General features: G+C 67.9%; 15 protein-coding genes. 7 read left to right on the forward strand and 8 right to left on the reverse strand.

The genetic code is table 11. From position 1 onward, the window contains the following. Window positions 1-40 precede the first annotated feature (40 nt). Window positions 41-1,195 carry an IS110 family transposase gene (locus ACIPC1_RS40010; RefSeq protein ID WP_402526703.1) on the reverse strand — a complete coding sequence of 385 codons (1,155 nt, stop codon included), beginning with the start codon at window positions 1,193-1,195 and terminating at the stop codon, window positions 41-43. 481 nt (window positions 1,196-1,676) lie between these two features. Continuing rightward, a complete protein-coding gene (locus tag ACIPC1_RS40015) occupies window positions 1,677-1,910 on the reverse strand; it encodes a hypothetical protein (protein WP_402526705.1) in 234 nt (77 codons plus the stop codon). Between the two features lie 203 nt (window positions 1,911-2,113). Here ACIPC1_RS40015 and ACIPC1_RS40020 point away from each other — a divergent pair, with 203 nt between their 5' ends. Both ACIPC1_RS40020 and ACIPC1_RS40025 read left to right on the forward strand, forming a co-directional pair. Beyond that, window positions 2,114-2,572: a hypothetical protein gene (locus ACIPC1_RS40020; RefSeq protein WP_402526708.1), complete on the forward strand. Its 459-nt coding sequence runs from the start codon at window positions 2,114-2,116 to the stop codon at window positions 2,570-2,572. A gap of 62 nt (window positions 2,573-2,634) precedes the next feature. Next, window positions 2,635-5,607, forward strand: coding sequence for a tetratricopeptide repeat protein (locus ACIPC1_RS40025; RefSeq protein ID WP_402526739.1), 2,973 nt, complete (start codon window positions 2,635-2,637; stop codon window positions 5,605-5,607). Between the two features lie 202 nt (window positions 5,608-5,809). Here ACIPC1_RS40025 and ltrA read toward each other — a convergent pair whose 3' ends face one another. Together ltrA and ACIPC1_RS40035 are read right to left on the reverse strand one after the other, a co-directional pair. Beyond that, entirely contained in the window at window positions 5,810-7,570 is a 1,761-nt protein-coding gene (gene ltrA, locus ACIPC1_RS40030) for a group II intron reverse transcriptase/maturase (protein ID WP_402526710.1), read from the reverse strand. A 903-nt stretch (window positions 7,571-8,473) separates the two neighbouring features. After that, window positions 8,474-11,788: a CHAT domain-containing protein gene (locus tag ACIPC1_RS40035; protein ID WP_402526712.1), complete on the reverse strand. Its 3,315-nt coding sequence runs from the start codon at window positions 11,786-11,788 to the stop codon at window positions 8,474-8,476. Window positions 11,789-12,356: 568 nt separating this feature from the next. Between ACIPC1_RS40035 and ACIPC1_RS40040 the strand changes: the two genes are divergently transcribed. After that, window positions 12,357-12,752 carry a hypothetical protein gene (locus ACIPC1_RS40040; protein WP_402526715.1) on the forward strand — a complete coding sequence of 132 codons (396 nt, stop codon included), beginning with the start codon at window positions 12,357-12,359 and terminating at the stop codon, window positions 12,750-12,752. Window positions 12,753-12,770: 18 nt separating this feature from the next. Next, on the forward strand, window positions 12,771-13,697 hold the full coding sequence (locus ACIPC1_RS40045) for a hypothetical protein (RefSeq protein WP_402526718.1): 927 nt from the start codon (window positions 12,771-12,773) through the stop codon (window positions 13,695-13,697). 163 nt (window positions 13,698-13,860) lie between these two features. On the opposite strand, the gene ACIPC1_RS40050 is transcribed toward ACIPC1_RS40045, so the two are convergent. Then, window positions 13,861-14,016, reverse strand: a complete 156-nt coding sequence (locus ACIPC1_RS40050) for a hypothetical protein (protein ID WP_402526721.1) — start codon at window positions 14,014-14,016, stop codon at window positions 13,861-13,863. Window positions 14,017-14,024: 8 nt separating this feature from the next. Between ACIPC1_RS40050 and ACIPC1_RS40055 the strand changes: the two genes are divergently transcribed. Continuing rightward, a complete protein-coding gene (locus ACIPC1_RS40055; protein WP_402526724.1) occupies window positions 14,025-14,210 on the forward strand; it encodes a helix-turn-helix domain-containing protein in 186 nt (61 codons plus the stop codon). A 367-nt stretch (window positions 14,211-14,577) separates the two neighbouring features. Further along, window positions 14,578-14,775 (forward strand): hypothetical protein, encoded by a 198-nt coding sequence (locus ACIPC1_RS40060; protein WP_402526726.1) that lies wholly within the window; start codon window positions 14,578-14,580, stop codon window positions 14,773-14,775. A gap of 184 nt (window positions 14,776-14,959) precedes the next feature. Here the strand turns inward: ACIPC1_RS40060 and ACIPC1_RS40065 are convergent, their stop codons facing one another. Further along, the gene (locus ACIPC1_RS40065) at window positions 14,960-15,940 is read right to left on the reverse strand and encodes a GlxA family transcriptional regulator (protein ID WP_402526729.1); all 981 of its coding nucleotides are present in this window, start codon (window positions 15,938-15,940) and stop codon (window positions 14,960-14,962) included. Between the two features lie 71 nt (window positions 15,941-16,011). On the opposite strand from ACIPC1_RS40065, the gene ACIPC1_RS40070 reads away from it, so the two are divergent. Beyond that, window positions 16,012-16,593 (forward strand): HD domain-containing protein, encoded by a 582-nt coding sequence (locus ACIPC1_RS40070; RefSeq protein WP_402526731.1) that lies wholly within the window; start codon window positions 16,012-16,014, stop codon window positions 16,591-16,593. A 714-nt stretch (window positions 16,594-17,307) separates the two neighbouring features. Here the strand turns inward: ACIPC1_RS40070 and ACIPC1_RS40075 are convergent. Next, window positions 17,308-19,977, reverse strand: coding sequence for a hypothetical protein (locus tag ACIPC1_RS40075; RefSeq protein WP_402526734.1), 2,670 nt, complete (start codon window positions 19,975-19,977; stop codon window positions 17,308-17,310). Window positions 19,978-19,982: 5 nt separating this feature from the next. Beyond that, the gene (locus ACIPC1_RS40080; protein ID WP_402526737.1) at window positions 19,983-20,318 is read right to left on the reverse strand and encodes a trypco2 family protein; all 336 of its coding nucleotides are present in this window, start codon (window positions 20,316-20,318) and stop codon (window positions 19,983-19,985) included. Between the last annotated feature and the right edge of the window lie 389 nt (window positions 20,319-20,707).

Consider the following 20,707-nt stretch of genomic DNA (forward strand, 5'->3'; position numbering starts at 1 on the left):
GAGCCGACGTGCTCTTCGCGATGCTCCGCGACGGCACTTTCTACCAACCACCAACCCCGATCACCCCTTGACCAAAGTCATAGGGGCACCCCCCCGAGGCTGCTATATCGCGTCGAGCGGTTGAGGGAAGATCTTCGAGGTCTCTGGGCGTCTTCCGATTGGGGTGTTCGAGAAGCTTGAAGATCTGGCGGCAGATGGTCCGCTTGAGGCAGCGCTGTGCGTCTCGGGCGGTCTTGCCCTCGGCCGCGCGGCGGGCGATGTAGGTCTTGGTCGCCGGGTCCAGCCGCATCCTGATCAGCGTGATGGTGTGTAATGCTCGATTCAGCTGCCGGTCACCGCTGCGGTTGATCCGGTGTCGGTTGGTCAGTCCGGAGGACGCGGGGATAGGTGCGACGCCAGCGAAGGAGGCGAACGCAGCTTCGGAGCGGAAGCGCCCGGGATGCGACCAGCTGACCAGGATCTGAGCGGCCGTGATGGGCCCGACTCCCAGTAGAGCAAGTAGTTCGGGGACCAGCTGTTGCACGATACTGAGGATCTCGTCCTCGAGTTCCTTGGCCTCGGCCTGGAGAGCTTTGATCCGTTGGGCGGTTGAGCGCAGAGCCCGGACCGTCATGCGGCGTTCGATGCACTGTGCAGGCCGGTCGCGGAGTTGAGCGCAACGGATGATCTGGGCAGGGCGCTTGAGTTTGCGCAGTTCAGCGCGGAGGTCATCCGGAGCGGAGACGATCAGGTTCTTGAGCTGGTTGATCGCGGCGGTGGAGGCGACGACTGCCCCCTGGCGGGTCACCAACAACACACGCAGAGCTTCACGTTCGCCCCTGACACGAGGCTGGATGAGCTGTTCGGCGGCGAGCGCGTCCTTCGCCGCGCGAATGGCGTCGATCATGTCGGTCTTGCGCCCACCGCGGTCAGGAGTCCGCTTGGGGCGCAGGACCTCAACGACGTGTTCGCCGGCCTCGTTCAGGAATGCGGCGAGGCCGGCGCCGAAGCTGCCGACGCCTTCCAGTGCCCAGCAGCGGCGGCCCGGGATGTGTTTGCGGGCGAAGTCGAGCAGGCGCCGGTATCCGCGGGCGTTGGCAGGCGAATCCGTCGTGGCCGGGACAGCTCCGATGGGGCTGACGGCTGCGGCGGCGAGGGTGTCGCGGTGAGTGTCGACGCCGATGACGCCGTCAACTTGTTCTGCAAGCATGGTCATACGGTTGTTCTCCTTGCGGCTGGACGACCGTGGTCGGCGTCGGCCTGGGTGGAGTCACCGCGTGGCATAACTGTGATGAGTCACGTCGAGAAGGCGGACAAGCTGCTGATCAAGCCAACGGGGTGGGCCAGGCCGACGCCGACGTCCGGCAGACATCTCGGGGGCACGGCAAGCTCTGACGAGTCGCCAATTACCGTTTCGGGTCACGCCGGAACGTCAACGCCGAGACTGGCAGCAGCCCAACCCGGGCCGCAGTTGAACTATCACAGTTACCTTTTTCGTGGCTCCGCAACGGGGCCTCCGGCCTTCGGGTCCGGCATGACTTCCCCCTCCTGTTGTTCATGATCCGGGGGGGGGTGGTGTCACCGGGCCCGGAGGCATCGACGGACGCCGGGCCGACGTCCTCTTCGCGATGCTCCGCGACGGCACCTTCTACGAACCCCAACCCGCCGCAGCCAGGTGAGGAGTTCAGACCGCTCGATCAGTCCTCCGGCCGAAGCCTCTGACGAGCCGCCTCAAGCCGCTCGTCATAGTCGGATGCGAACAGCTCAGGAAGCATCTTGTCGAGCGTTCGGGCGATCCTATGGATCGGCGCCCACACCGCCGGATCGTCGACAACCTGGCCGAGGTCCGTCATCTGGAGTTTCTCCAGCCAGTGCGACAACACCAGTGCCTCGTCACTCGTCAGTTTGATCGTGACCTGGCTATCACTCATGCCCACCCCTACGGCTCAGCCCGCCCTCGACCACACGAACCTACTGGCCTTCGACCTTGACCAAACACATAGGGGCGCCCCCCGGCATGCCTACAGCCGGATCGGCATTGACACTACATATCCGGAATCATCGCCCAGCCGGGCACTTCCTACTACTGTGGAGTCGGTACGCAGAGCTCCGCGGATACGGCATCGGGGGGGCGATGGATCCGATTTCAGTAGGGCTGCTGGCGGCGTTAGCCGGAGGTTTCGGCGGGGAGGCCGGCCGTCAGGTCTGGGCCTCGTTGTCCAATCTGGTGCACCGCCCGGTCAGGCGGGCTGAGGCCACGCACGGGACATTGGCGGTCAGCTCCGGCGAACCGGAACTAACTGCGCTCGCACAGGCTCCGGACGAGGCTGAGCGCGCCCACGCGCTGAGTACCGCGATGGCGGTGCGGGCCGCGGCGGATCCGGACTTCGCTGCCGCTCTGGACCACTGGGTGGAACAGGCTCGTGGCGTGGACACGAACAAGAAGGAGGTACGCAATGAGATCAGCGGCGGCACCCAGTACGGACCGGTGCTGCAAGGCCGCGACTTCTCCCAGCTGACCTTTAACACACCGCCCGCGTCCGCCCCTCACGAGCCGACAGCTGAGGGAGCCGGCCCCGAGGCTGGGCGGTGAACAGCGCAGCCGCGGCCGGTGACGGCGTGCGCAATGTGATCAGCGGCGGCGTGTTCTTCAACGTGGTCGCCCAAGGCCAAACCGTCACACTTCAGCTACCGAGGGAGATAACTCCGGCGCTCGCCGGACTGCCGCCCTCCTCCCGCACGTTCACCGGACGCGACAGCGTTCTACAGTCCCTCGACGAGGTGCTCGACAACCGGCAGCCCGGGTCGCAAACCGTGCTCATCACCGGGCTCGCCGGAGTCGGCAAGACCGAACTGGCCCTGCAGGCCGCGCACCGCGCCCTGACCCGGCAGAACCAGTACCCTGGCGGGGTCCTGTTTACCGACCTTTTCGGCTATGACCCCACTCGCCGGGTGAGCCCGGAACGCGCCCTGGACGGCTTCCTGAGGGCCCTAGGCATTCCTGGCGAACACCTGCCGGCCGATCTTCAGGAACGCTCCCGTCTGTACCGGAGCGTCCTTCGGACATACGCCGAGCAGGACCGGAGGATCCTGGTCGTCATCGACAACGCCGCCGACGCCGGGCAGGTCCGTCCGCTGCTGCCCGCCGACGATACCAGTGCGGTCCTGCTCACCTCCCGGAACATCCCGGACGTCGGCGCTCGTCAGATCCGCCTGGACAACCTAACCCCGCAGGAGGCCGTAGGGCTGCTCGCGCAGGTGCTCCGTCAAGCTCACGGACCCGGCGACACTCGCGTCAAGGACGAACCCGCACAGGCCGCACAGATCGCCGAACAGTGCGGACGGTTGCCGCTCGCCCTGCAGATCGCGGGCGCGCTGCTCGCCGACATCCCCGTCCGCCCGCTGGCCTCCTTCTCGCAGGCCCTCTCGGACGCTCGGCGTCGATTGGACCGGCTCACCCGCGAGGACTTGGCCGTGCGCGCCGCATTCGATCTCTCGTACCGCCATCTCGGTGGCGAACAGGCGCGCCTGTTCCGGCTGCTCTCCCTCAACCCCGGGCCGGATGTCTGCACCGATGCCGCCGCCGCCCTGTTCGGGGCCGGTCACGACATCGTGGAGGAGTGGCTGCAGGACCTCGCCCGCGCCAACCTCGTGGAGTCCGGGCCGATCTGGGGCCGCTGGCGCCTGCACGACCTGGTCCGCCTGTACGCGGCGCAACTCGCGCGAGACAACGACGACGGCGGCGCACAGCGCGAGGAGGCGGTGGACCGGCTGCTGACGTACTACCTGACCGTCACGACCGATGCGCAAAACGCCCTGGCCCTGGAGTCCGATGACGCCTCCGCAGAGGCCAAGCCGCCCGCAACGGGGACCATCCGGGAATCGGTTGATGTGATCCCCTGGCTCCGCGTGGAACGGGCCAACCTCATGGCCGCGGTGGCCCTGGCCAGCGATATCGAACGCTGGCAGCTCGTGGCCGACCTGGCGGAACTCCTGGCCGAACACCTAAGCCTCGACCGTCATCAGGACGAGGCGATTGCGGTCAGGCGACAGGCCCTCATCGCCGCCCGCCGCCTGGGCAACCGGGAGGAAGAGGGCATCGTGCTGGGCAACATTGGGTTCGATCTCTACGGCCTGCGCAGATACGAAGAAGCCCTTGAGACCCAGCGAGAAAGCCTCGGCATCGCCGTCGAGGTCAGCAACCGGGAGAGCCAGAACGTGGCGCTGGGGAACCTGGGACTCATCTTCGACGAACTCGGCCGGCCGGACGAGGCGATCGACGTCCAAACCCGTGCCCTGACCATCGCCCGCGAATTGGGAGACCGGGACAGCGAGACCGCAGTTCTGAACAACCTTGCCACCACACTCGCCAGTGCGGGCCGGCTGGACGAGGCCGTCGCGCCCCTCATGGAGAGCCGCGCGATCTGCGTGGAGCGCGGTGATCGGCGCGGAGAGGTACGCGCGAGCAAAAACATCGGCGTACTCGCCTCACAGATGGGCGACTACGAGCTCGCCATCACAGCCCACGAGTACTGCGTGGCCGTGCATGACCTGGAGGGCGACCCGTTTGCCAAAGGCAGGGCGTTGCTCGATCTCGGCGGGGCCCTGCACAGCGCGGACCGCCTCGACGAAGCTATCGCCACCTTCACCGAAGCCCTCGCCATGCTCAGCGAACCGCACGACGAGCGGCGCGAGCAGCAGCAGGCTTTGGGAGCCCTCGCCGAAGCCCTGCTCGTCGTGGGACGTCCCGCCGTGGCCGTCGACGCCTGCCTGCGCGCCCTGGCCCTCTGCCGTGAATTCGACGAACGGGAAGACGAGGGCCCAATGCTGCGCATCCTCGGCAAGGCCTACGCGGATGCTGACCGGATGGGGGACGCCGCCGACACATACGTCCAGTATCTCGATGTCCTCATCGAGCAAGGCGCCGACCGGGCGAGCCAGGGCGGGGCGCTCCTGCAACTTGGGGGAGCGCTCGCCGAGTCCGGCCGACTGGCCGAGGGCGTGGACGCGTTCAACCGGTGCCAGGCCATCCGCAGAGAACTCGGCGACCGGGAGGGGGAACGGCGTGCCCTGTTTCTCCTCGGCATCACCTGCCAGCAGATGGCGCGCTTCGAAGAAGCGGCCGAAGCACACCTCCGCGGGGTGGAGATCTGCGGCGAACTCGGCGACCGCGCACACGAGCGGGAGACACTGGGCGAACTCGCCGGCTCTCTGGCCGAGATAGGCAGATTCCCGGAAGCCATCGAGGCCTACACCCGCCACCACCAGATGTGCGGCGAAGCTGGCGATCGGCCGGGGGAAGCTGAGTCGCTGCACCTGCTCGGCAACGTTCTCGCTCGCCTGGACAGGTTCGAGGAGGCCGTAGCGGCCCACACGAACGCCCTGACCGTCTGCCGTGCGCTCGGCAACTGGGAAGGCGAATCGTACGTGCTGGGCGACATGGGGGCCGCCTTGATGGGATTGGGCCGCTACAAACAGGCCGCAGCCGCCTTCTCGCGGGCCGCAGCCATCGAAAAGGAACGTCTACGCGAACTTCAACAGGGGCCAGATTCCAGGGGCCGACTGCCGCGGGTCTTACGCCGCTCCGCCGACTGGGCGAGGCGCAGGGCTGGCCGCCGAGAAGGCTAGGGCCTCCGGCGGACCGAATGCGCTGGCAGTCAGGAGGGACAGGCGAGTTTTACCCAGGTGGTCTTGGCCAAGGGCGCTCGGTGACGGCTGTGGTCGGGTAGCCGGAGACCATTGCTGATCCCCGGCCCCCTCAGAACCGGACGTGCGGGCTTTCCCCGCATCCGGCTCAAGCAAGCCCCTTGGGCTTCGCAGGTCAGCAGGGTTATGTGGTCCGCTTGCCATCACCAGCATGGTGCTGGCGGTGGCATTCTGAGTGCACGAGGCGAAGGTTGTTCCGCTCGTCCGTGCCGCCGTCTCGCCGGTAGGTGAAGTGGTGCTTGTGGAGCATCTTCTTCGAGGCCGCGAACCAGTTGATCCACTCGCGTGGGCTGTCCGGTTCATACTCGGCTCCGACGATCAGCGCCTGTTTGCAGAGGGGACAGAGCCCCTGCTGCCGGACCGCCAGGAGAAGACTCGTCTTGTCCATCGGCGGTGGCGCTTTCCTGCGGCGGCGGTCCCGCCAGTACTCGATCAGCGCGGGGTCGTCCGGGGACGCTCCGCCCTTGACGAGTTGGTGGCGGACGATGCCGGTCCAGGCGAACTTGATGAGGAAGGCCCCGCTGTCGCGGTCACCGAACACCCACCGGTCACGCCGGGACGGGTGGAACCTTCCGAAGTACCGGTCCACGACCCAGTACCTCGACTTGTTGCGGTGACGACGTCTGGCCCATTTGAAGGTCAGCCGCCACATGTAGTGATCCAACGACGAGAACATCGTCGAGGACGCCACCCCCCGGTAGTAGGCCGCCCAACCGCGAACGATCGGGATCAGCCTGCGCAACACAGCCTCGGCATTGGACCCGTGCAGGGCCTTCACCTCGGTCCGCAATCGCGCCCGTAGCCTCGCGCAGGCCGCTGTACTCGGCTTGATGATCAGCTTGCCACCGATTCGGCGAACGGTGAAGCCGAGGAAGTCGAACCCCTTATCGAGGTGAACGACCTGGGTCTTCTCCTCGTTGAAGCGAAGACCCCTCGGCTCCAGCCAGTCCTCCAGCCGGGCCCTGACCCGGTGCACCTGGGCTTCGTCGTGACAAAGCACGACGAAGTCATCGGCATACCTCTCCAGCACCAGGGTGCCCGGCATGGCGCCGGGCTCGCGCCCGGCTCTCACCGTGTATTGGCACCCTGCGGCCTGTTCCAGTCCGTGCAGAGCGACGTTCAGTAACAGCGGGCTGATCACACCGCCTTGAGGAGTGCCCTCCTCGGTCGGTGCGAACCGGCCGCGGTCGATCACGCCCGCCTTCAGCCAGCTCTCGATCAGGTCCCTGGCGGGGAACTGACCGAGCATGGTCATGAGGTGAGTGTGGTCGATGCGGTCGAATGCCGCCGACAGGTCCGCGTCCAGGACCCACAGACGCTTCGGGTTCTTGCCCTTCACCGTCCAGAAGATCGCGGATATCGCGTCCTGGCAGCTGCGGCCGGGCCGGAAGCCACAGGACCTCGGCTCGAACCGCGCCTCCCACTCGGGTTCCAGCGCGTTCTTCACGCGGGCCTGGAGGACCCGGTCACGGATGACCGGAATGCCGAGTGGTCGCTGTTTCCCGTTGCTCTTCGGGATGAACACTCGCTTGACCGGCCTGGCCTTCCAGGGCTTCGACGATCGATGAGTCTCGGCCGCCAGCGTGCCTCTCGCCTTCGGCGTCAGAGCCCGTTCCCCGTCGATGCCAGCGGTCTCGCGACCACCGCTCTGTTGCGTCACCCGCTTCACGCTGACCAGCGTGTTACTGCTGCTTCGCAGCATGAGCTTCTGCAAGTTGCGGACCTTCTTGAGGCCCCCATCCTGCGTTGCCTTGAAGATCCTCTGCCTCAGCCGCCGTACGTTCTCCTCGCAGGTGGCCCAGTCGATGCCGTGCCAGTCGAGTAAGTCGTCCTCGGGTCCGTTCACCGCAGGCACGGACGTCACGACAGGTGCCGTGATCTCCATGTTCACCTCCGGTGTCTAACTTGTCCCTCGGTTCCGGCTTCCTTGCAGTGGTGACTTCAAAGGCTCACCTGATCCACGTGGGCCCCTTTCCAGGCCAGGCCACCAGGGCCCGTATCCGGCGAGTTATGCTGGAGCGGGTGAAGGTCCCAATCTCCCGGTTTCTTCCGGCCTTTCGGCCCGCCGGCCTTCGCTTCTTGGATCTTCCTTCTCCCGCCGGGGACTTCAGCCTTCCTTGCGGTCGGCCTACCAAGCCGAGGCTTGGACCCCATCGGGGTTTCCACGTTCCGCACCAGTAAGACGCGGCTGGGGTGGGCGCCCCCTCTACCCCGAGACCAGCGGTGTCCTCCCCCCGGGCTCAGTTCCCCGAAGGTCGCTTGGTGCCTTCCAGCACCGGGTCCTATGACCGCCGCCAGCACGCCATCAGCGCGGTCTTAACGTCACGGGGCATCATCGAGGGGTCACTTGCGTTCGCCCGTCCAGCCTTCCCCGCACCTGTTGCACCCCGATGGCCGGGACGCTCTTGGGCTTGAACGCTCCGCTTCACACCTCGCCGTTGCCAGCGACGCATGGGAGCGCGGGGACGGGCCCTGGACACTGGCCCGAAGTTCAGCCGATCGATACCTCCTTCACGTGGCTGTCCTTTACTTACCTGGAGCGACTTCGTGTCGCACACTGAGCACGTCAGTTGGCGGGTGCGATGAGCGATTCCTGCAGGTCGTTGAGATTCTGTTCATTGTGGTTGGCGGGTTCGGTTCACGTTGGATGGCGGCTGGTGGTCTGTGTCGGGCCGCACCCAAGATGGTCGGGTAGCCCGAGGGCGCGATTCTCTCGGGCTACCCGCGCCTTCGAGATCCTTCAGCCGAGGCCTGCATCACCCGTTCACAACCTCCCCGAACAGACTGCCTAGGGACCTGCGTGCACCTGGCAGGCCCACAGGCTTGGAGTCTGGGGATACGTGTCGCGCAGCGCGCACACGGTGGAGTGCAGGGCCTCGGCTGTCCGGTCGACGTCCAGCGCGCCGTCGCCCGTGCCCAGGGCCTCGTACACGTGCTGGGCGACACCGGCTCCGATCGTGTCTTCGACGTGCCACAGGGAGCCGACGACATGGGGGAAGCCCGCGATCTGGAGGGCGCTGACGATGTGGACGGCTTCGTCGGCGAGTTCGGGGCTGGTCCGTAGGGTGTCGCAGGCGGAGAGGTAGGCGAGCCGGGCCGACGGCAGTCGGAGCCGGGCGAGGTCGCGGACGGTCAGCGGACGTTCGGTGTGATCGTGCAGGACGAGCCGGCTGGCGGACGGGCACTCGAGATCACCCAGGGCGTGGCAGGCAAAGTGGGCGTACGTGATCCGGGGCAGGGCGGCAACCACCGCGGAGTGGGTGGCAGATGCGCCGGTCAGTACCTCGGGGCCGGGCAGCAGTCGGGCAAGGTGTTGGGCCTCACGGTGCGCGGCGGGCAGTGGTGCGAGGCCGGCGGCATCGCCGACGGCGACGACGAGCGCACCGGTGCCCGCCGTGCGTGCGGTGCGTTGTCTGGCGTGGTACAGCGTCCGCAGCGTCGGCGTGTACGAGGAGATGACCCGGTCCAACGCACCGGGTGCACCCTCCCCGGGGGTCGCGGCGTGCAGCGGCAGGGTGCCCAGGACTCCGCCGGGCGCCCACCACACACGGGGCAAAGGTCCGGCGGGGGCGGCCGCGATGCCCAGGTGGTGAAGGACAGGGCCGGTGACCGACTGCCACAGCCACGCGAGCGTGTCGCGGACGACTCGCTGCGCGCGCAGGGACTCGGTGCGGGAGGTTCCGGGCTCCTCGATACGCAACAGTGCGTCTTCGAGGCCCTGTCGGCGGGCTGTTGCTGTCCGTAGGTCCAGCTTGGGGAGTGGTACGGCGTCGATGGAGCGGTCGGTGACGACCAGTGCGTCGCTGCCGTACGGGGAGACATTGACCAGCACCACCGGGCCGGCTGCGGCCATCGCGCGCTGCTCGTGCTCGCCCCACTCCCGCACCGGCCGCAGCAGGGCGAGCTTCGGGTGCTCGGAACGGATCCGCCCGGTTAGCTCCCGCCACTCGGCAGCCAGCCGCTGCCGCAGATCGGCGCGGGCCTCGGGGCTGTGCGCGGCGCCAAGGGGCAAGTCTTCGAGGAACATCTGATGCCGACTGCCGGTAGCCGTGTCCAGGGCATCCCGGAGTTCCTCGAAACGGTCGGCGAGGTCCGGGGCGGTCTCCCTAAGCCGGGTCAGATCGCTGTCGGCGTCGAAGGCGTGGGAGAGGAGCACGCCCCTGGCCTGTTCGAGCAGACCGACCGCGAGCTCGGGGCGGCCGCAACGCACGGCGCAGGCCGCCGCTGCGGCACCCAGTCCGGCGGTTCGGCTCAGAAGGAACTCCTGGTCGTCTCGAACGAGGTGGTGGGGAGCGACGGAGTGCAGAAGGTCGACCGCTACTTCGTATCCATTTAATGCGCCGGCCCAGTCGCCCAGCTCCGCCCGCACGTCTCCCCAGGACCGTGCGGCGTCCAGTCGCTCGGATGGGGCACACTGCTGCTGCAGGGCTGCTTCTTGGTACGCCTCGGCCGCCTTGATCAGATTGCCTCGGCGGGGGCGGCGGCGCGCCCCCGGGGCGTGCAGGGCGTTGCCAAGACCTTTCAGCTGACTCGTGCGCTGAGTGTGGCCGGGCGGCGTGGCCTCGATCTCCCGGCGGTACACCGCGACCTTTCTGTTCAGGGCAGTCGACAGTGACAGGTCGGTCAGGAGGCGCGCGGTCGCGGCCACCCCTTGGGCGTCCAGCAGTTCGGGAGAGTGCGCGGGCAGCGCCGCGACGGCTGCATCGGCCAGCTTGCGTGCCTCGCGGACGTCGCTGCGCCGGTACTTCACTAGACAGCGCGTCATCAGAGCCATTGCGAGGTGGTAGCGCCGACGAGGCAGCAGTCTGTCGTGGTCCGGGGTGAGACTGAGCGCTCCCCTCAAGAGCCGGACCGCCTCGTCGAGTTGGGTGCCTGGATCGGGGGTCCGCTGGAAACTCGCGATCAGACTGATCCCTGCCGTCTCCTGCAGCGTCGCGTGGTGCGCACAGCTGAGACCGGTCTGTGCCGCTGCCCGGCGCCAGCACTCCTGGGCTTGCCGCAGGTCGTCACCGTCTGCGGTCATCTCATGCCGCAGATACAACGTCCCGCCCAAGTTGAGCAGCCGCGCTCCGAATCTCGCATGCCCTTCGGGAGTGAGCGTCACCGCTTCCCGATGAGCAAGCACTGCCTCGTGCAACTCTCCTAGGTTTCCGGTGCGTGCAAAGTCGCCCTTCAGTACGTCCCCGAGACCATCGAGGGCTTTGGGGCGCAGTGGGTGGCCTGGCGGCAAGAGCGCAACGGCCTGTCGCAGGCGTCGCAGGGCCTCGGTCAGATCTGCCTGGTTGGCTTCCGAATTGAGCTGATAGCGGGCGTACCTGGCCATGGCAGGAGCGAGCAGGTGTTGGGCGGTCTCGGGTGTCAGCTCTGCGGATGTGGGGGCTTTGTCGGTGAGGTGCGTAATCGCCGAGTCCAACTCGGCCGGATCGCCGCCGATCAGGGCGAAGCGGGTCTGCTGTGCCTCGCCCAGGGCTTGGCGTATCTCCGGAATCTGCTCCGGATCTTGCGATGCTCGGAGAGCTTCAGTCAGTACGTGGACTGCCTCGTGCAGGTCGTCCACCCGTTCAGTGCTCCGTGCCCTCAGTAAGAGCGCCATGCCCAGGTTGAGGCCTGCAACCGCCGGTCCCTTCGGATCGTCGACGGCGAGCTGGCGGAACAGGTCCACGACCTCGTCACATTCCTCGGGGGTGCCTTCCTGGTCCCGGAGGTTCAGCAGCGCAGCCCCCAGGACGCTGAGGCAGTCGTGCAGATGGGGGCTTTCCGGCGGCAGTTGGGTCACTGCGTCGCGGGCTATACCGATCGCCTCGTACAGGTCCTCCGGGTCGTGCGATTGCCAGTAGCGTTCCAGGAGTCGGAGGGCCAGATCGCTGAGGGCGAGGTTCCGGTCTGGGGAGTCGGACGGGAAGTTCTTGAGGACACCACGGCCGAACCGGACCCGATCGACGCTCAAGTCCCCGAAAGGCCAGGTCATCACGGCGAGACTCACCGCGTAGGACAGAACTGCGCGCCGCTCCGCGTACAAGGGGTCGTCCTCCGGTGTCGAGAGGACAGCGAGGCTGCCGCGCCCGATCGCGTTGGCCAGCTGCATCTCACGCGAGGGCGTCATGGCGGCGAACCGCGTAGCCAACTCGTAGAGCTGCCGGAGGTCTTCCGAAGCTTCCGGCGGCGGATCGTTGTGCTGCTCCTGCGCAGCGAGTACGGACGCGGTGCACTCACGCGTCCACTCGGCGGGACCGTCGGCATTCGCCGGGTTGGGGCGTAGAGCAGGGTCGAAATGCGCATAGCTAGCCGCCAACGCTGGCGGAACGAGCTGTGGACTAACCAGCCATATCGGAAAGAGCAGCGCTCCGGCCATGCACCCATAGACGCGGCTATAATCCCCCGTGTCCCCCAAAGCGCGCGCAGCGCAGAGCCAGCCGGCCGCGTGCCGGGCGTCCATGTCGGTCTTCATGTCGGCGATCCTCAGTAGTGCCCGAAGTTCGGCATCCGCCTCGTCGCCAAACGCGGCGTCCCTGTCCCCAGGCCCGAGCGCGGTCATAGACCGCATGAGGCGATTACGGATCGCCCAGACCAGCCGGTGCCGATCGTCTCGCACGTTGCCGAACTCCCCCATGTCAACTCCGCCGCCGCGGCGGCCATCTTCAACTGTGCTTATTTTGCGTCACACTTGGAGCATGACGGTACAACCCGATCGCTCTGCACTGGCTCAGAGGACAGCGGCGCTGTGCGCCCTGTTTGGCTCGTCGAGCGACATGCGGCGACTGCCCGGGGCCCAGGCGGCGGCCGAGCGCGCGGTGGCCTTGCTGCGGACGGGCGCGGACGCCGCCGTACTGGCGGCCTGCTACGACGACCTGGACCACGTGTTACGCCAGGCAGGGGACGCGCGCGGGCTACTCAACGAATCCCGGGGCGCAACCACTCCCGGCGTCGCGACGCACATCAAGGTGGCCGTGTGCCCGGGACCGGCCCAGTGCAGCCGACTGGAACGGGCCCGCGACCTGCTGCCCGCCCCGCACTGCACCGTCCACGGCACCCGGATGCACAAACGGCGTCTGCGCCCCGAAGAGTGACCCCCGGCCACTGACCCCATGAACCCACTCCTCGCCACCCTGGGCAGCAAACTCACCGAACGCTGGCTGAACCTGCTGGTGCTGCCCGGCGCCCTCTTCCTTGCCGTCACAGCCATCGGCCCCACCCTGGGGCACCGCCACTGGCACGACGTCGACCGGCTGCGCACCACCCTGGATGACCTCGCCGCCCGCCCCGCACTCGACCGGACCGGCACCGCCGCACTCCTGGCGGCGCTCGCCCTGCTCACCGCGGCCGCGGCCTCACTCGCCGCGCAGTTCCTCGGCGGCGCCATCGAACAGTGCTGGCTGCGCTTCGGCCGGGACCCACTCTCGCTCGCCCTCACCGCACGACGCGAGCGACAATGGAAGGAAAGGGACGCGAAAGTCGAAGACGCCGTCGCACACGCCAACCCGACCGCTGCAGGAGCGAACGGCGCGGTCACGATCCCGAGAAGCACATGGGCGCGGATTCAGGCCCTCACCGAGGCTCGCGACCGCATCGCGCTGCGCAAACCGACCCGCCCCACCTGGTACGGCGACCGCATGCAGGCGACGGCGGACCGCGTCGAGGCTGCCTACGGCGTGGACCTCGCCGCCCTGTGGCCGCGGCTGTGGCTGATCCTCCCCGAGCCCGCCGGACGGCAGATCCAGTCGGCCCGCGACTCCTTCAGCGCCGCAGCCCGCCTCACAGCCTGGGCCGCGGGGTACGCCCTGCTCGCCTGCTGGTGGTGGCCGGCCGCCCTGGTCGCCGTCGGCTGCGGGGCCGTGGCCCGTTCCCGCGCCCGGACCGCGCTGGACGCGCTCGCGGGCCTCATCGAGGCGGCCGTCGACGTACACGGCAAGGAACTAGCCACTCGCATCGGCCTGATCACGCCGGACGCGACGGGGCTGCTGGCCCAGGACACAGGAGACGGGATGTCGGAGGTTTTCAGGAAGGCCGACTGATGCTCATATACGTCACGGTGACCCTGGCCCCGTTCAGCACAAGTACCGTCACGCATGTGCCGCAGATGACTCTATCGCGATACTTCCGGTGATCACTCAGGGGCCCCGACCCGCCACACTTCGTGAACACCCGCCAACTACTGACTTTGAATGCGTGATGTCGTCATGGTGAGGCGGGTGCCGATCCGGTACCGGTGAGGCAGCCGTCGAGGACGTCGTGGCGGTATTGGAGCTGGCGTAAGCCGCGCCGGACGGCGGTGATCAGGTCTTGCGGGTCGGCGAAGGCGCGGTTGGCCGTGGTCCCGGCTGTTCCGCGCACAGGTCGGCATGTCGGTCAAGGAGTACGTCGAGCAGGCCCGGGTGGCGTTCGCGTCCCGTCTGCTGACCGAGACGACCAACACCCCCGAGGCGATCGCGCGGCAGGCCGGCTTCGGCAGGGAAGCTACCTTGCGCCACGCCTATCTGCGGGTTTTGCAAATCTCGCCGCTTGAGTACCGCGAACGATTCACCTGAGCCGCATCTCCAACTGGCAGGGAACTCATAGCTTGTTCGCCCCGACTACTGGACTGGACGGCGGAGGTTCGCCTGCGTGCCGAGTGGATCCGGGAGTTGTCCGATGCGTTCTCATTCTTGAGTGTGGGGCGGTATGGCGGCCGTGCTGCCGACGGACATGACGGATGGGGAGTGGGCGGTCATCCGGCTGCTGCTGCCGGGCCGGCTGAGCGGTGGGGTTGTCCGGCGGAGGCGTACTGCCCCCGGGCGATGCTGAATGAGATCCGGTATCTCGTGGACAACGGGATCAAGTGGCGGGCGATGGCCGCCGACTTCCCGCCGGGACCGGGTCTACGCTTTCTTCCGCCGCTGGTGGAGGAACTCCCAGGTGAGGGAGTTCCACGACCGGCTGCGCTGTCAGGTCCGCGAGCGGCTGGGGCGGGATGTGGAGCCGACAGCCGGGGTGATCGACTCGCAGTCGGTCAAGGCGGACGCCCCAACAGCGGGGAGATATCTGGTCGCGGTTGGGGATGTTCCGCTGGTCGCCAGTGGAGAGAATCACTGGGCGCCTCCGGCGGAGAACTGACTGGCCTTTGACGCCGCCACTGCAGATTCGACCGGACAAACCTGCCCGCCTCCCGAGCGAACACCGACTCCAATCAGCAGCCCGCCCGGTACCTCATTCATCCCCTGTACCAGGACAACGACAACTGCCAGTGCAGGGCATGAACCGCTGCTGACGTAGTAAATATGTCAGGAACCTCTCGCGCTCAGACGGTCACGTTCGCTCGTGCCTTCTGCCGGAATAGAGCGCGGTACTCCTGGGGCGATGTTCCGACACGTCTGTGGAAGGCTGCGCGCACAGACGCTGGGTTCCCGAGTCCGGTCAGTCGCCCGATCCGCTCGATGGGCTCCGTGGTCGCTTCCAGTAGTTCGCGCGCGCGGTCGATGCGTGCGTCGGTCAGCCATGCCATGGGTGAGGTCCCGGTCTCGTTGCGAAAGCGGCGGACGAAGGTGCGCCGAGCCATGTGGGCACGTGCGGCGAGTTCGTCGACGGTAATCGTCGCTGCCATGGTGTCGAGCATCCAGTCCCGGACGGTGGCGAGTTCCTGGCTGCTCGGCTGGCTGCGGAGCTGGTCAATGTATTGCGCCTGGCCGCCGGGTCGTTGGGGCGGCGCGACCAGCAGCCGCGCCCTTGCGTTCGAGGCGGCGGTTCCGTGGTCGATACGGATGAGGTGGAGACACAGGTCGATTTCGGCGGTCACGCCTGCCGACGTGAGGATGTCGCCGTCGTCGACGAACATATGGTTCGGTCGGACCTTGATGCTTGGGTAGCGCCTTTGAAGCTGGTCAGACACCTGCCAATGCGTCGTGGCGGGCCTTCCGTCGAGAAGGCCTGCCGCCGCCAAGGCGAATGCTCCGGAGCAGATGGACACGATTCGTGCGCTGCGGCCGTGCGCCGCACGGAGAGCGGCCAGGGCCGCGCTCGGGACGTCGGCGTCAACGTCGTCGTATCCCGGGACGATGACAGTGTCTGCCTCTTCGAGCGCATCAAGGCCGGCTGTGCCGGTGACAGAGAACCCTGAGCGGGCCACGGGCACGACCTGCTCATACGTCGCAACCGTCAGCTCGTAGTTCGGGTCCATCGAGAAGATCTGCGCAGCGATGCCTAGCTCAAGCGGCAGCACGCCGGGCAGGCTCAGTACGACAACGTGGTGGCGCAGGGGCACGGCCACATCATTGGCGATCATGGCCCAATTGTAGCGGAGGAAGGCCCTCGGGCCACTGTTGGTAGACGGTGGCGGCAGCTTACGTTCGGACCATGAACGATCCTCTGGTTGTACCAACTGGCGACATCGCCGACGCAGCCCTCGCGATCCTGCACGAGACGGTGGACAAGCAGATCGCCGAACACAGCCTGCGCAGTTTCTACTTCGCACGGCTGACTGCTCAGCAAGAGGGCCTGCTGACCGATGCGGCATATGACGAGGGTCTGCTGTTCGCAGCCACGGTCATGCACGACCTCGGGCTGGGGACGCTTGCCGAGGGCAATGCCCGATTCGAGGTCGAAGGCGCGGACCTCGCCGCAAAGCTGCTGGCTGAGCACGGGGTCCCTGACGGCGACATCAGCCGGGTCTGGGAAGCCATCGCCCTGCACAGCTCGCTCGGCCTTGCCGACCGCATGGGCCTGCTGACCTACCTGACCCACAAGGGCGTCTTCACCGACGGTGGCCGCTTCGTCGAGCTTTCCCCTGAGCTGCAGGAGCCCGTGCGCCTCGCCTACCCGCGGGCGCCTAGTGACCGCTCGCTCCAGCTGGCCATCATCAGGCACGCCCGAAAGTCTCCGAATGCGGCGCCGCCCTTCTCTATCGCGGCAGAACTGCTCAGGCAAACCGGCGGCTGATTAGAGCCAGAGGCAGGTCGACGGCACACGAGTCGATCGAGGGCCGGGCGCTTCGATCTGTCGTGACCGGAGTCGACGGCCCGACAGCGGCGACGTCATTGAGCATGGTCAGGGCGATCTTGATCGCGGGCGGTGGAAACCTGCCTCTCGTTCCTGGTCGGCGCTGTTTGATGGGCGGCCAGGAGCGCTGGCGGTGTTGGAAGTCGCCGCGTGGGCCGTGGTGTTGGTCGAGCTGCAGGCTGGGTGGCGGCGTCGCGCTCGTACTGCTGGCCGTAGGTGCGATCGTGGTGCGGCTGCGGGACACCTGGCGGCCGACTCTGCCCTGTCAGGGCTGCCCTCATGGCCTTTCTGAGTCATAAAGGGCACTGGGCACCGGGCACGCCCTCGCCCACGCCTTCGGCATTCCGCTGGGTGAGCTCCTGGATCCCCTGTGCACGGGTCACGAGCGTCCTGGATCCGAGCGCTGACCTGAGGGCGCCAAGGCCCACCCGAAGGGGGCGCGGCGTTCGGGCACCTGCGCCAGATTCGAGTGTCTGATCCTTTCCTGACACTGCCCACAGGCGAGGAAGAGTCGCAGGCCGCGGCGGACGGCGGGCCGTACTCCCCAACCTGCCTGGTGCAGGCATGTTCTGTGCCCGCCCGGGGCGGCTTGGGCGGGTTTCACGCCCGACCGTCGCGTACGCCGGCGCTGCGGCCAGGTACGCCGAGAGGTCATTACCAGGGAACGTTGCGGAGCGAGGGCGCGTCGCCTTGCGCGGGCGTGCGGGGTTGGAGCCGGCCGAACCAGATGCGGTAGGTGAAGGGGAGGCACGCGATTCCCGGGACGCAGAATGCGAGCCACACCAGCCACGCGGGAGGGAAGTAGCTGGGTAGAGGCCAGGCGTCGTGGAACAGGGCGCCCATGCACACGTCCATGAGCACGACGAGTGGCGGGCCGATCCAGGTCGCCCCGGCTGTCCAGTCCAGCCGGCCGCTGCCCCAGTACGCGGCAAAGATCATGCTGAAGCCGACGTGCGCGGGGATGTAGAGCCAGCCGACCCATCCTTCGCCCAGTCCGTTGGAGTAGGCGACGCCGACCGTGGAGGCGGTGATGGCGAGCAGATAGAGATTGCTGACCGTGGTGAGCAGCAGCCGGACCTGCCACTTCACTGCCGGTTTGACCAGGATGTAGTCGCGGCGGGCCGGTGACTTGCCGCCGTCCGACGGCTCAGTGTCCCCGGTGCCGGCACCGGTGTTGGTGTCGTCGAGGAGTGTGGTGGGGCTGATCCCGGCGGCCACGCAGTCCTGAGCGTGCTGCACCAGGTCGGCCGCCCGCTCATAGACGGCGGTGTCCGCGCCGGGCTGGGCTGCGCGGACGCTGACCGCGTGCCGGGTTCCGTCCAGCCAGTGGGCGGCATCGTCGGTGTCCAGTTCGGCGGCGGCCAGGACGGCCAGGGGCAGCAGCTCGTCGGGAGCGGCGGCCACGGCACGGTGGGCGCCCTCGGCGAGCGCGGGATCCTCGATGCTGACACGGGCGACGACGTGGAGGGTCTGGGTGCGCTGCGCGGGCTTGAGGGTTTCGTGCTGCAGGAACTGCTCAACGAATTCGTGCCCGCTGTCGGTCTCGACCTCTGTGAGCAGGGCTGCGGCCAGCGGCTCGCCGACCGCGCCCCAGTGAGCGCCGTTGGTGCTGGGGTAGGCGGCGGTGAGGATGTCATCCAGCGCGGCGAGGACTTGCCGGTCGGGCGGAGCCGAGGGGCCGTAGCCGCTGTGATGGGCGTCGTACCCGGCGCGGATGACGGACTGCCCATCGCGGGCGGTGGCCGCCCCGGCGAGGAACTGGGCGGTGATCAGGCTGCGGATCAGCTTGGTGTCCACCGCACCGTGCGGAAGACGGGCCTCGGCGATCTTGCGGACATAGTTCTCCTCGTGCGCCAGGAGCACGTCCATGGGGTGGTCACGGTCGGCGAAGGTGGGATTGGAGTGGACCAAGACGTCGGCGAGGGCCGCGATGTGGTGGTAGATGACCGGATGCGGCCCCGAGTTCGCTATGCGGGCGCCGTACCCGTTGGGCGCATCCGCGAGAGCGCCCTCGCGCCAGCTCTCGTCCGCCTGCCCGGCGAGGCGGAGCTGTTCGATCCGGTGCGCGAAGTCCGCCTTGGCACTCTCGTAGATGTCCGCACCGGGCTGGCCGTCATAGGCGTCGTCGGGGGAGACAGTGAAGGTGCGGGTGATGGGGCCGGCGTGCAGGGCGCGCAGTTCGCGCTGTTTGGACGGCCACCAGCCGTCCCGGCGGCGGGCCAGGAGCAGGACGCGCACCGTGTGGCCGTCGTGCTGCGGGGCCAGGGCCGCGATCAGGTCGGCGAGTTGACCATTCCTGCTCTCGGCCAGGTCCACGATCACCAGCAGCGGATAGTGGGAGGAGGTGAGCAGGCCGTAGCCGGTGGAGGGCGGCCGGTCGGTGAGGAAGCCGCCGCTCCACGGACGCTGGTCCTCCTCCTCGGGCAGCGGGGCGGCCAGGCGCTGTAACACCTCCGCGAGCAGACGGGTCTTCCCGGTGCCGCCCAGACCGGTCAGCGCGGCGACGTCCACCCGGTGCGCCGTCCGGCACCAGGCGGCGATCTCGTCGATCAGGTGGGACATGCCGGTGAGGGCGACGGTGCGGGCATGCGGGTCGAGCAAGTAGGAGGAGGACAGCACCGGTTCGGGCGGGCCGTGCAGCAAGAGCCGCAGGTCGGCCGCCTGAAGCCGGGGCAACATGCCGGTGTGCTCGGCCACCGCGCTGGAGAAGCCGTCGGCCGCCAGCAGTTGGGAGGCTGGCAGGGCCATCAGACTGCGATCCCACTGCTTGTCGACTGTGCGCACCAGCCCGACCAGCAGCCCCTGGCAGGTGACCCCGGCCCCGGACAGTCCCTTCCAGTTCTCGTAGAAGCGGGGCAGCGCCCCGGACACCTCGAACCCGTACAGCATCGAGCGTGATCCGGTGTGCGGTGCGATCGTTCCGTCCACCGTTTTCAGGTCATCGACGAAACGCTCCGGATCCGCGCCGGCTTTGCGGCGCATGGCCTTGGGGAAGCCCGAGATGGTGCAGTGCGGGCGGTGGCCCGGATCGCTGCACACCAGCTCGCCGAACCGCACCGTGCTCATGCCAGCGCCGACCAGGTCACGGTCCGCCTCCAGCAGCACTGCATCCAGGCGAGGATCGCTCCACACCACGCGGGCCGGGGTGAACTCGGTGTGGACCAGGTCGCGGACTGCCACCTGGCGGGGCGTGGGCTGGGCGACGTGCAAGGCGGTCAGGACCAGGCCGGGGGCGATGAGATAGCCGGTGCCGTAGGACTCCTCGCCGCTGCCGGTGCCCTGTACTTCTACGGTGCGCCGCTCCGATCCCCCGATCATCGGCATGGCTTCTAGTCCAGGCCCAGTCCGGCCAGGGACCCGCCGCGGCCGCCCGCCGTGTCCCCAATCTCCAGGTCGTTTCCGTCCGCGTCAGGGGCGACGCTGACGGTGACCGTTATGCGGTGGGTGGCAGTCTGTGACCGTTCCCCTTTCGCATCCGCGGAGACGACGAACGCTTTCACGCCTCCGCCCGCCGACGCGGTGTGCCGCAGCTCGATCCCCAGGTCGAGGACGACGTCCCTGACCGTGAACCGGATCGGCGAGCCAGCCCCGTCGCGCTGGGCTGCGGCCAGCCCGTCGCGCACCGCCTTGATCGCATCCGACAGCTCGGTCGGCTCCAACTCCATATATCCCCCTTGATCGTTGACACGCTGCGCCAGTGTGCCCCTGAAGGAGGTGGTGCGAAAGTGCGCCACCAGCCGAATACTGCCCGCCACCGACGCGATTCCGCCCAGGCCCCAACCCGGCGCTCCGCGCTCCTTGGCCGCGGCGGGAGGGAGGAGCGCGGATCGGGCCGCGATGCGCCGACCGGCGGCGCATCGCACCGGCTCACCGCCGGGCGGGGGGGGCCCCCCCCGGGGGGGCCCGCCCCGGGCTGGCCCCGGGGCCGCCCGACTTCCGGACACCGTCCCGGCGGAAGGTGCGGGGAGAGGGCGTGGGATTCGCGCCAGGACCCGGTACGCTAGTGCCCGTCGGTACGAGTGGTGCCGTCGAGGGGCTTTAGCTCAGTTGGTAG

Origin of the sequence: Streptomyces sp. NPDC087263 (assembly GCF_044744645.1) — a bacterium.
In the GTDB taxonomy this organism is placed as follows: Bacteria; Actinomycetota; Actinomycetes; order Streptomycetales; family Streptomycetaceae; genus Streptomyces.

Bases quoted from the DNA above. Each gene is read 5' to 3' on its own strand.
- ACIPC1_RS40015 (WP_402526705.1), bottom strand. From the start codon at position 1,910: ATGAGTGATAGCCAGGTCACGATCAAACTGACGAGTGACGAGGCACTG.
- ACIPC1_RS40055 (WP_402526724.1), top strand. From the start codon at position 14,025: ATGTCGGTCAAGGAGTACGTCGAGCAGGCCCGGGTGGCGTTCGCGTCC.
- ltrA (WP_402526710.1), bottom strand. From the start codon at position 7,570: ATGGAGATCACGGCACCTGTCGTGACGTCCGTGCCTGCGGTGAACGGA.
- ACIPC1_RS40065 (WP_402526729.1), bottom strand. From the start codon at position 15,940: ATGATCGCCAATGATGTGGCCGTGCCCCTGCGCCACCACGTTGTCGTA.
- ACIPC1_RS40040 (WP_402526715.1), top strand. From the start codon at position 12,357: ATGACGGTACAACCCGATCGCTCTGCACTGGCTCAGAGGACAGCGGCG.
- ACIPC1_RS40035 (WP_402526712.1), bottom strand. From the start codon at position 11,788: ATGACGCCCTCGCGTGAGATGCAGCTGGCCAACGCGATCGGGCGCGGC.
- ACIPC1_RS40075 (WP_402526734.1), bottom strand. From the start codon at position 19,977: ATGCCGATGATCGGGGGATCGGAGCGGCGCACCGTAGAAGTACAGGGC.
- ACIPC1_RS40045 (WP_402526718.1), top strand. From the start codon at position 12,771: ATGAACCCACTCCTCGCCACCCTGGGCAGCAAACTCACCGAACGCTGG.
- ACIPC1_RS40070 (WP_402526731.1), top strand. From the start codon at position 16,012: ATGAACGATCCTCTGGTTGTACCAACTGGCGACATCGCCGACGCAGCC.
- ACIPC1_RS40080 (WP_402526737.1), bottom strand. From the start codon at position 20,318: ATGGAGTTGGAGCCGACCGAGCTGTCGGATGCGATCAAGGCGGTGCGC.
- ACIPC1_RS40020 (WP_402526708.1), top strand. From the start codon at position 2,114: ATGGATCCGATTTCAGTAGGGCTGCTGGCGGCGTTAGCCGGAGGTTTC.
- ACIPC1_RS40010 (WP_402526703.1), bottom strand. From the start codon at position 1,195: ATGACCATGCTTGCAGAACAAGTTGACGGCGTCATCGGCGTCGACACT.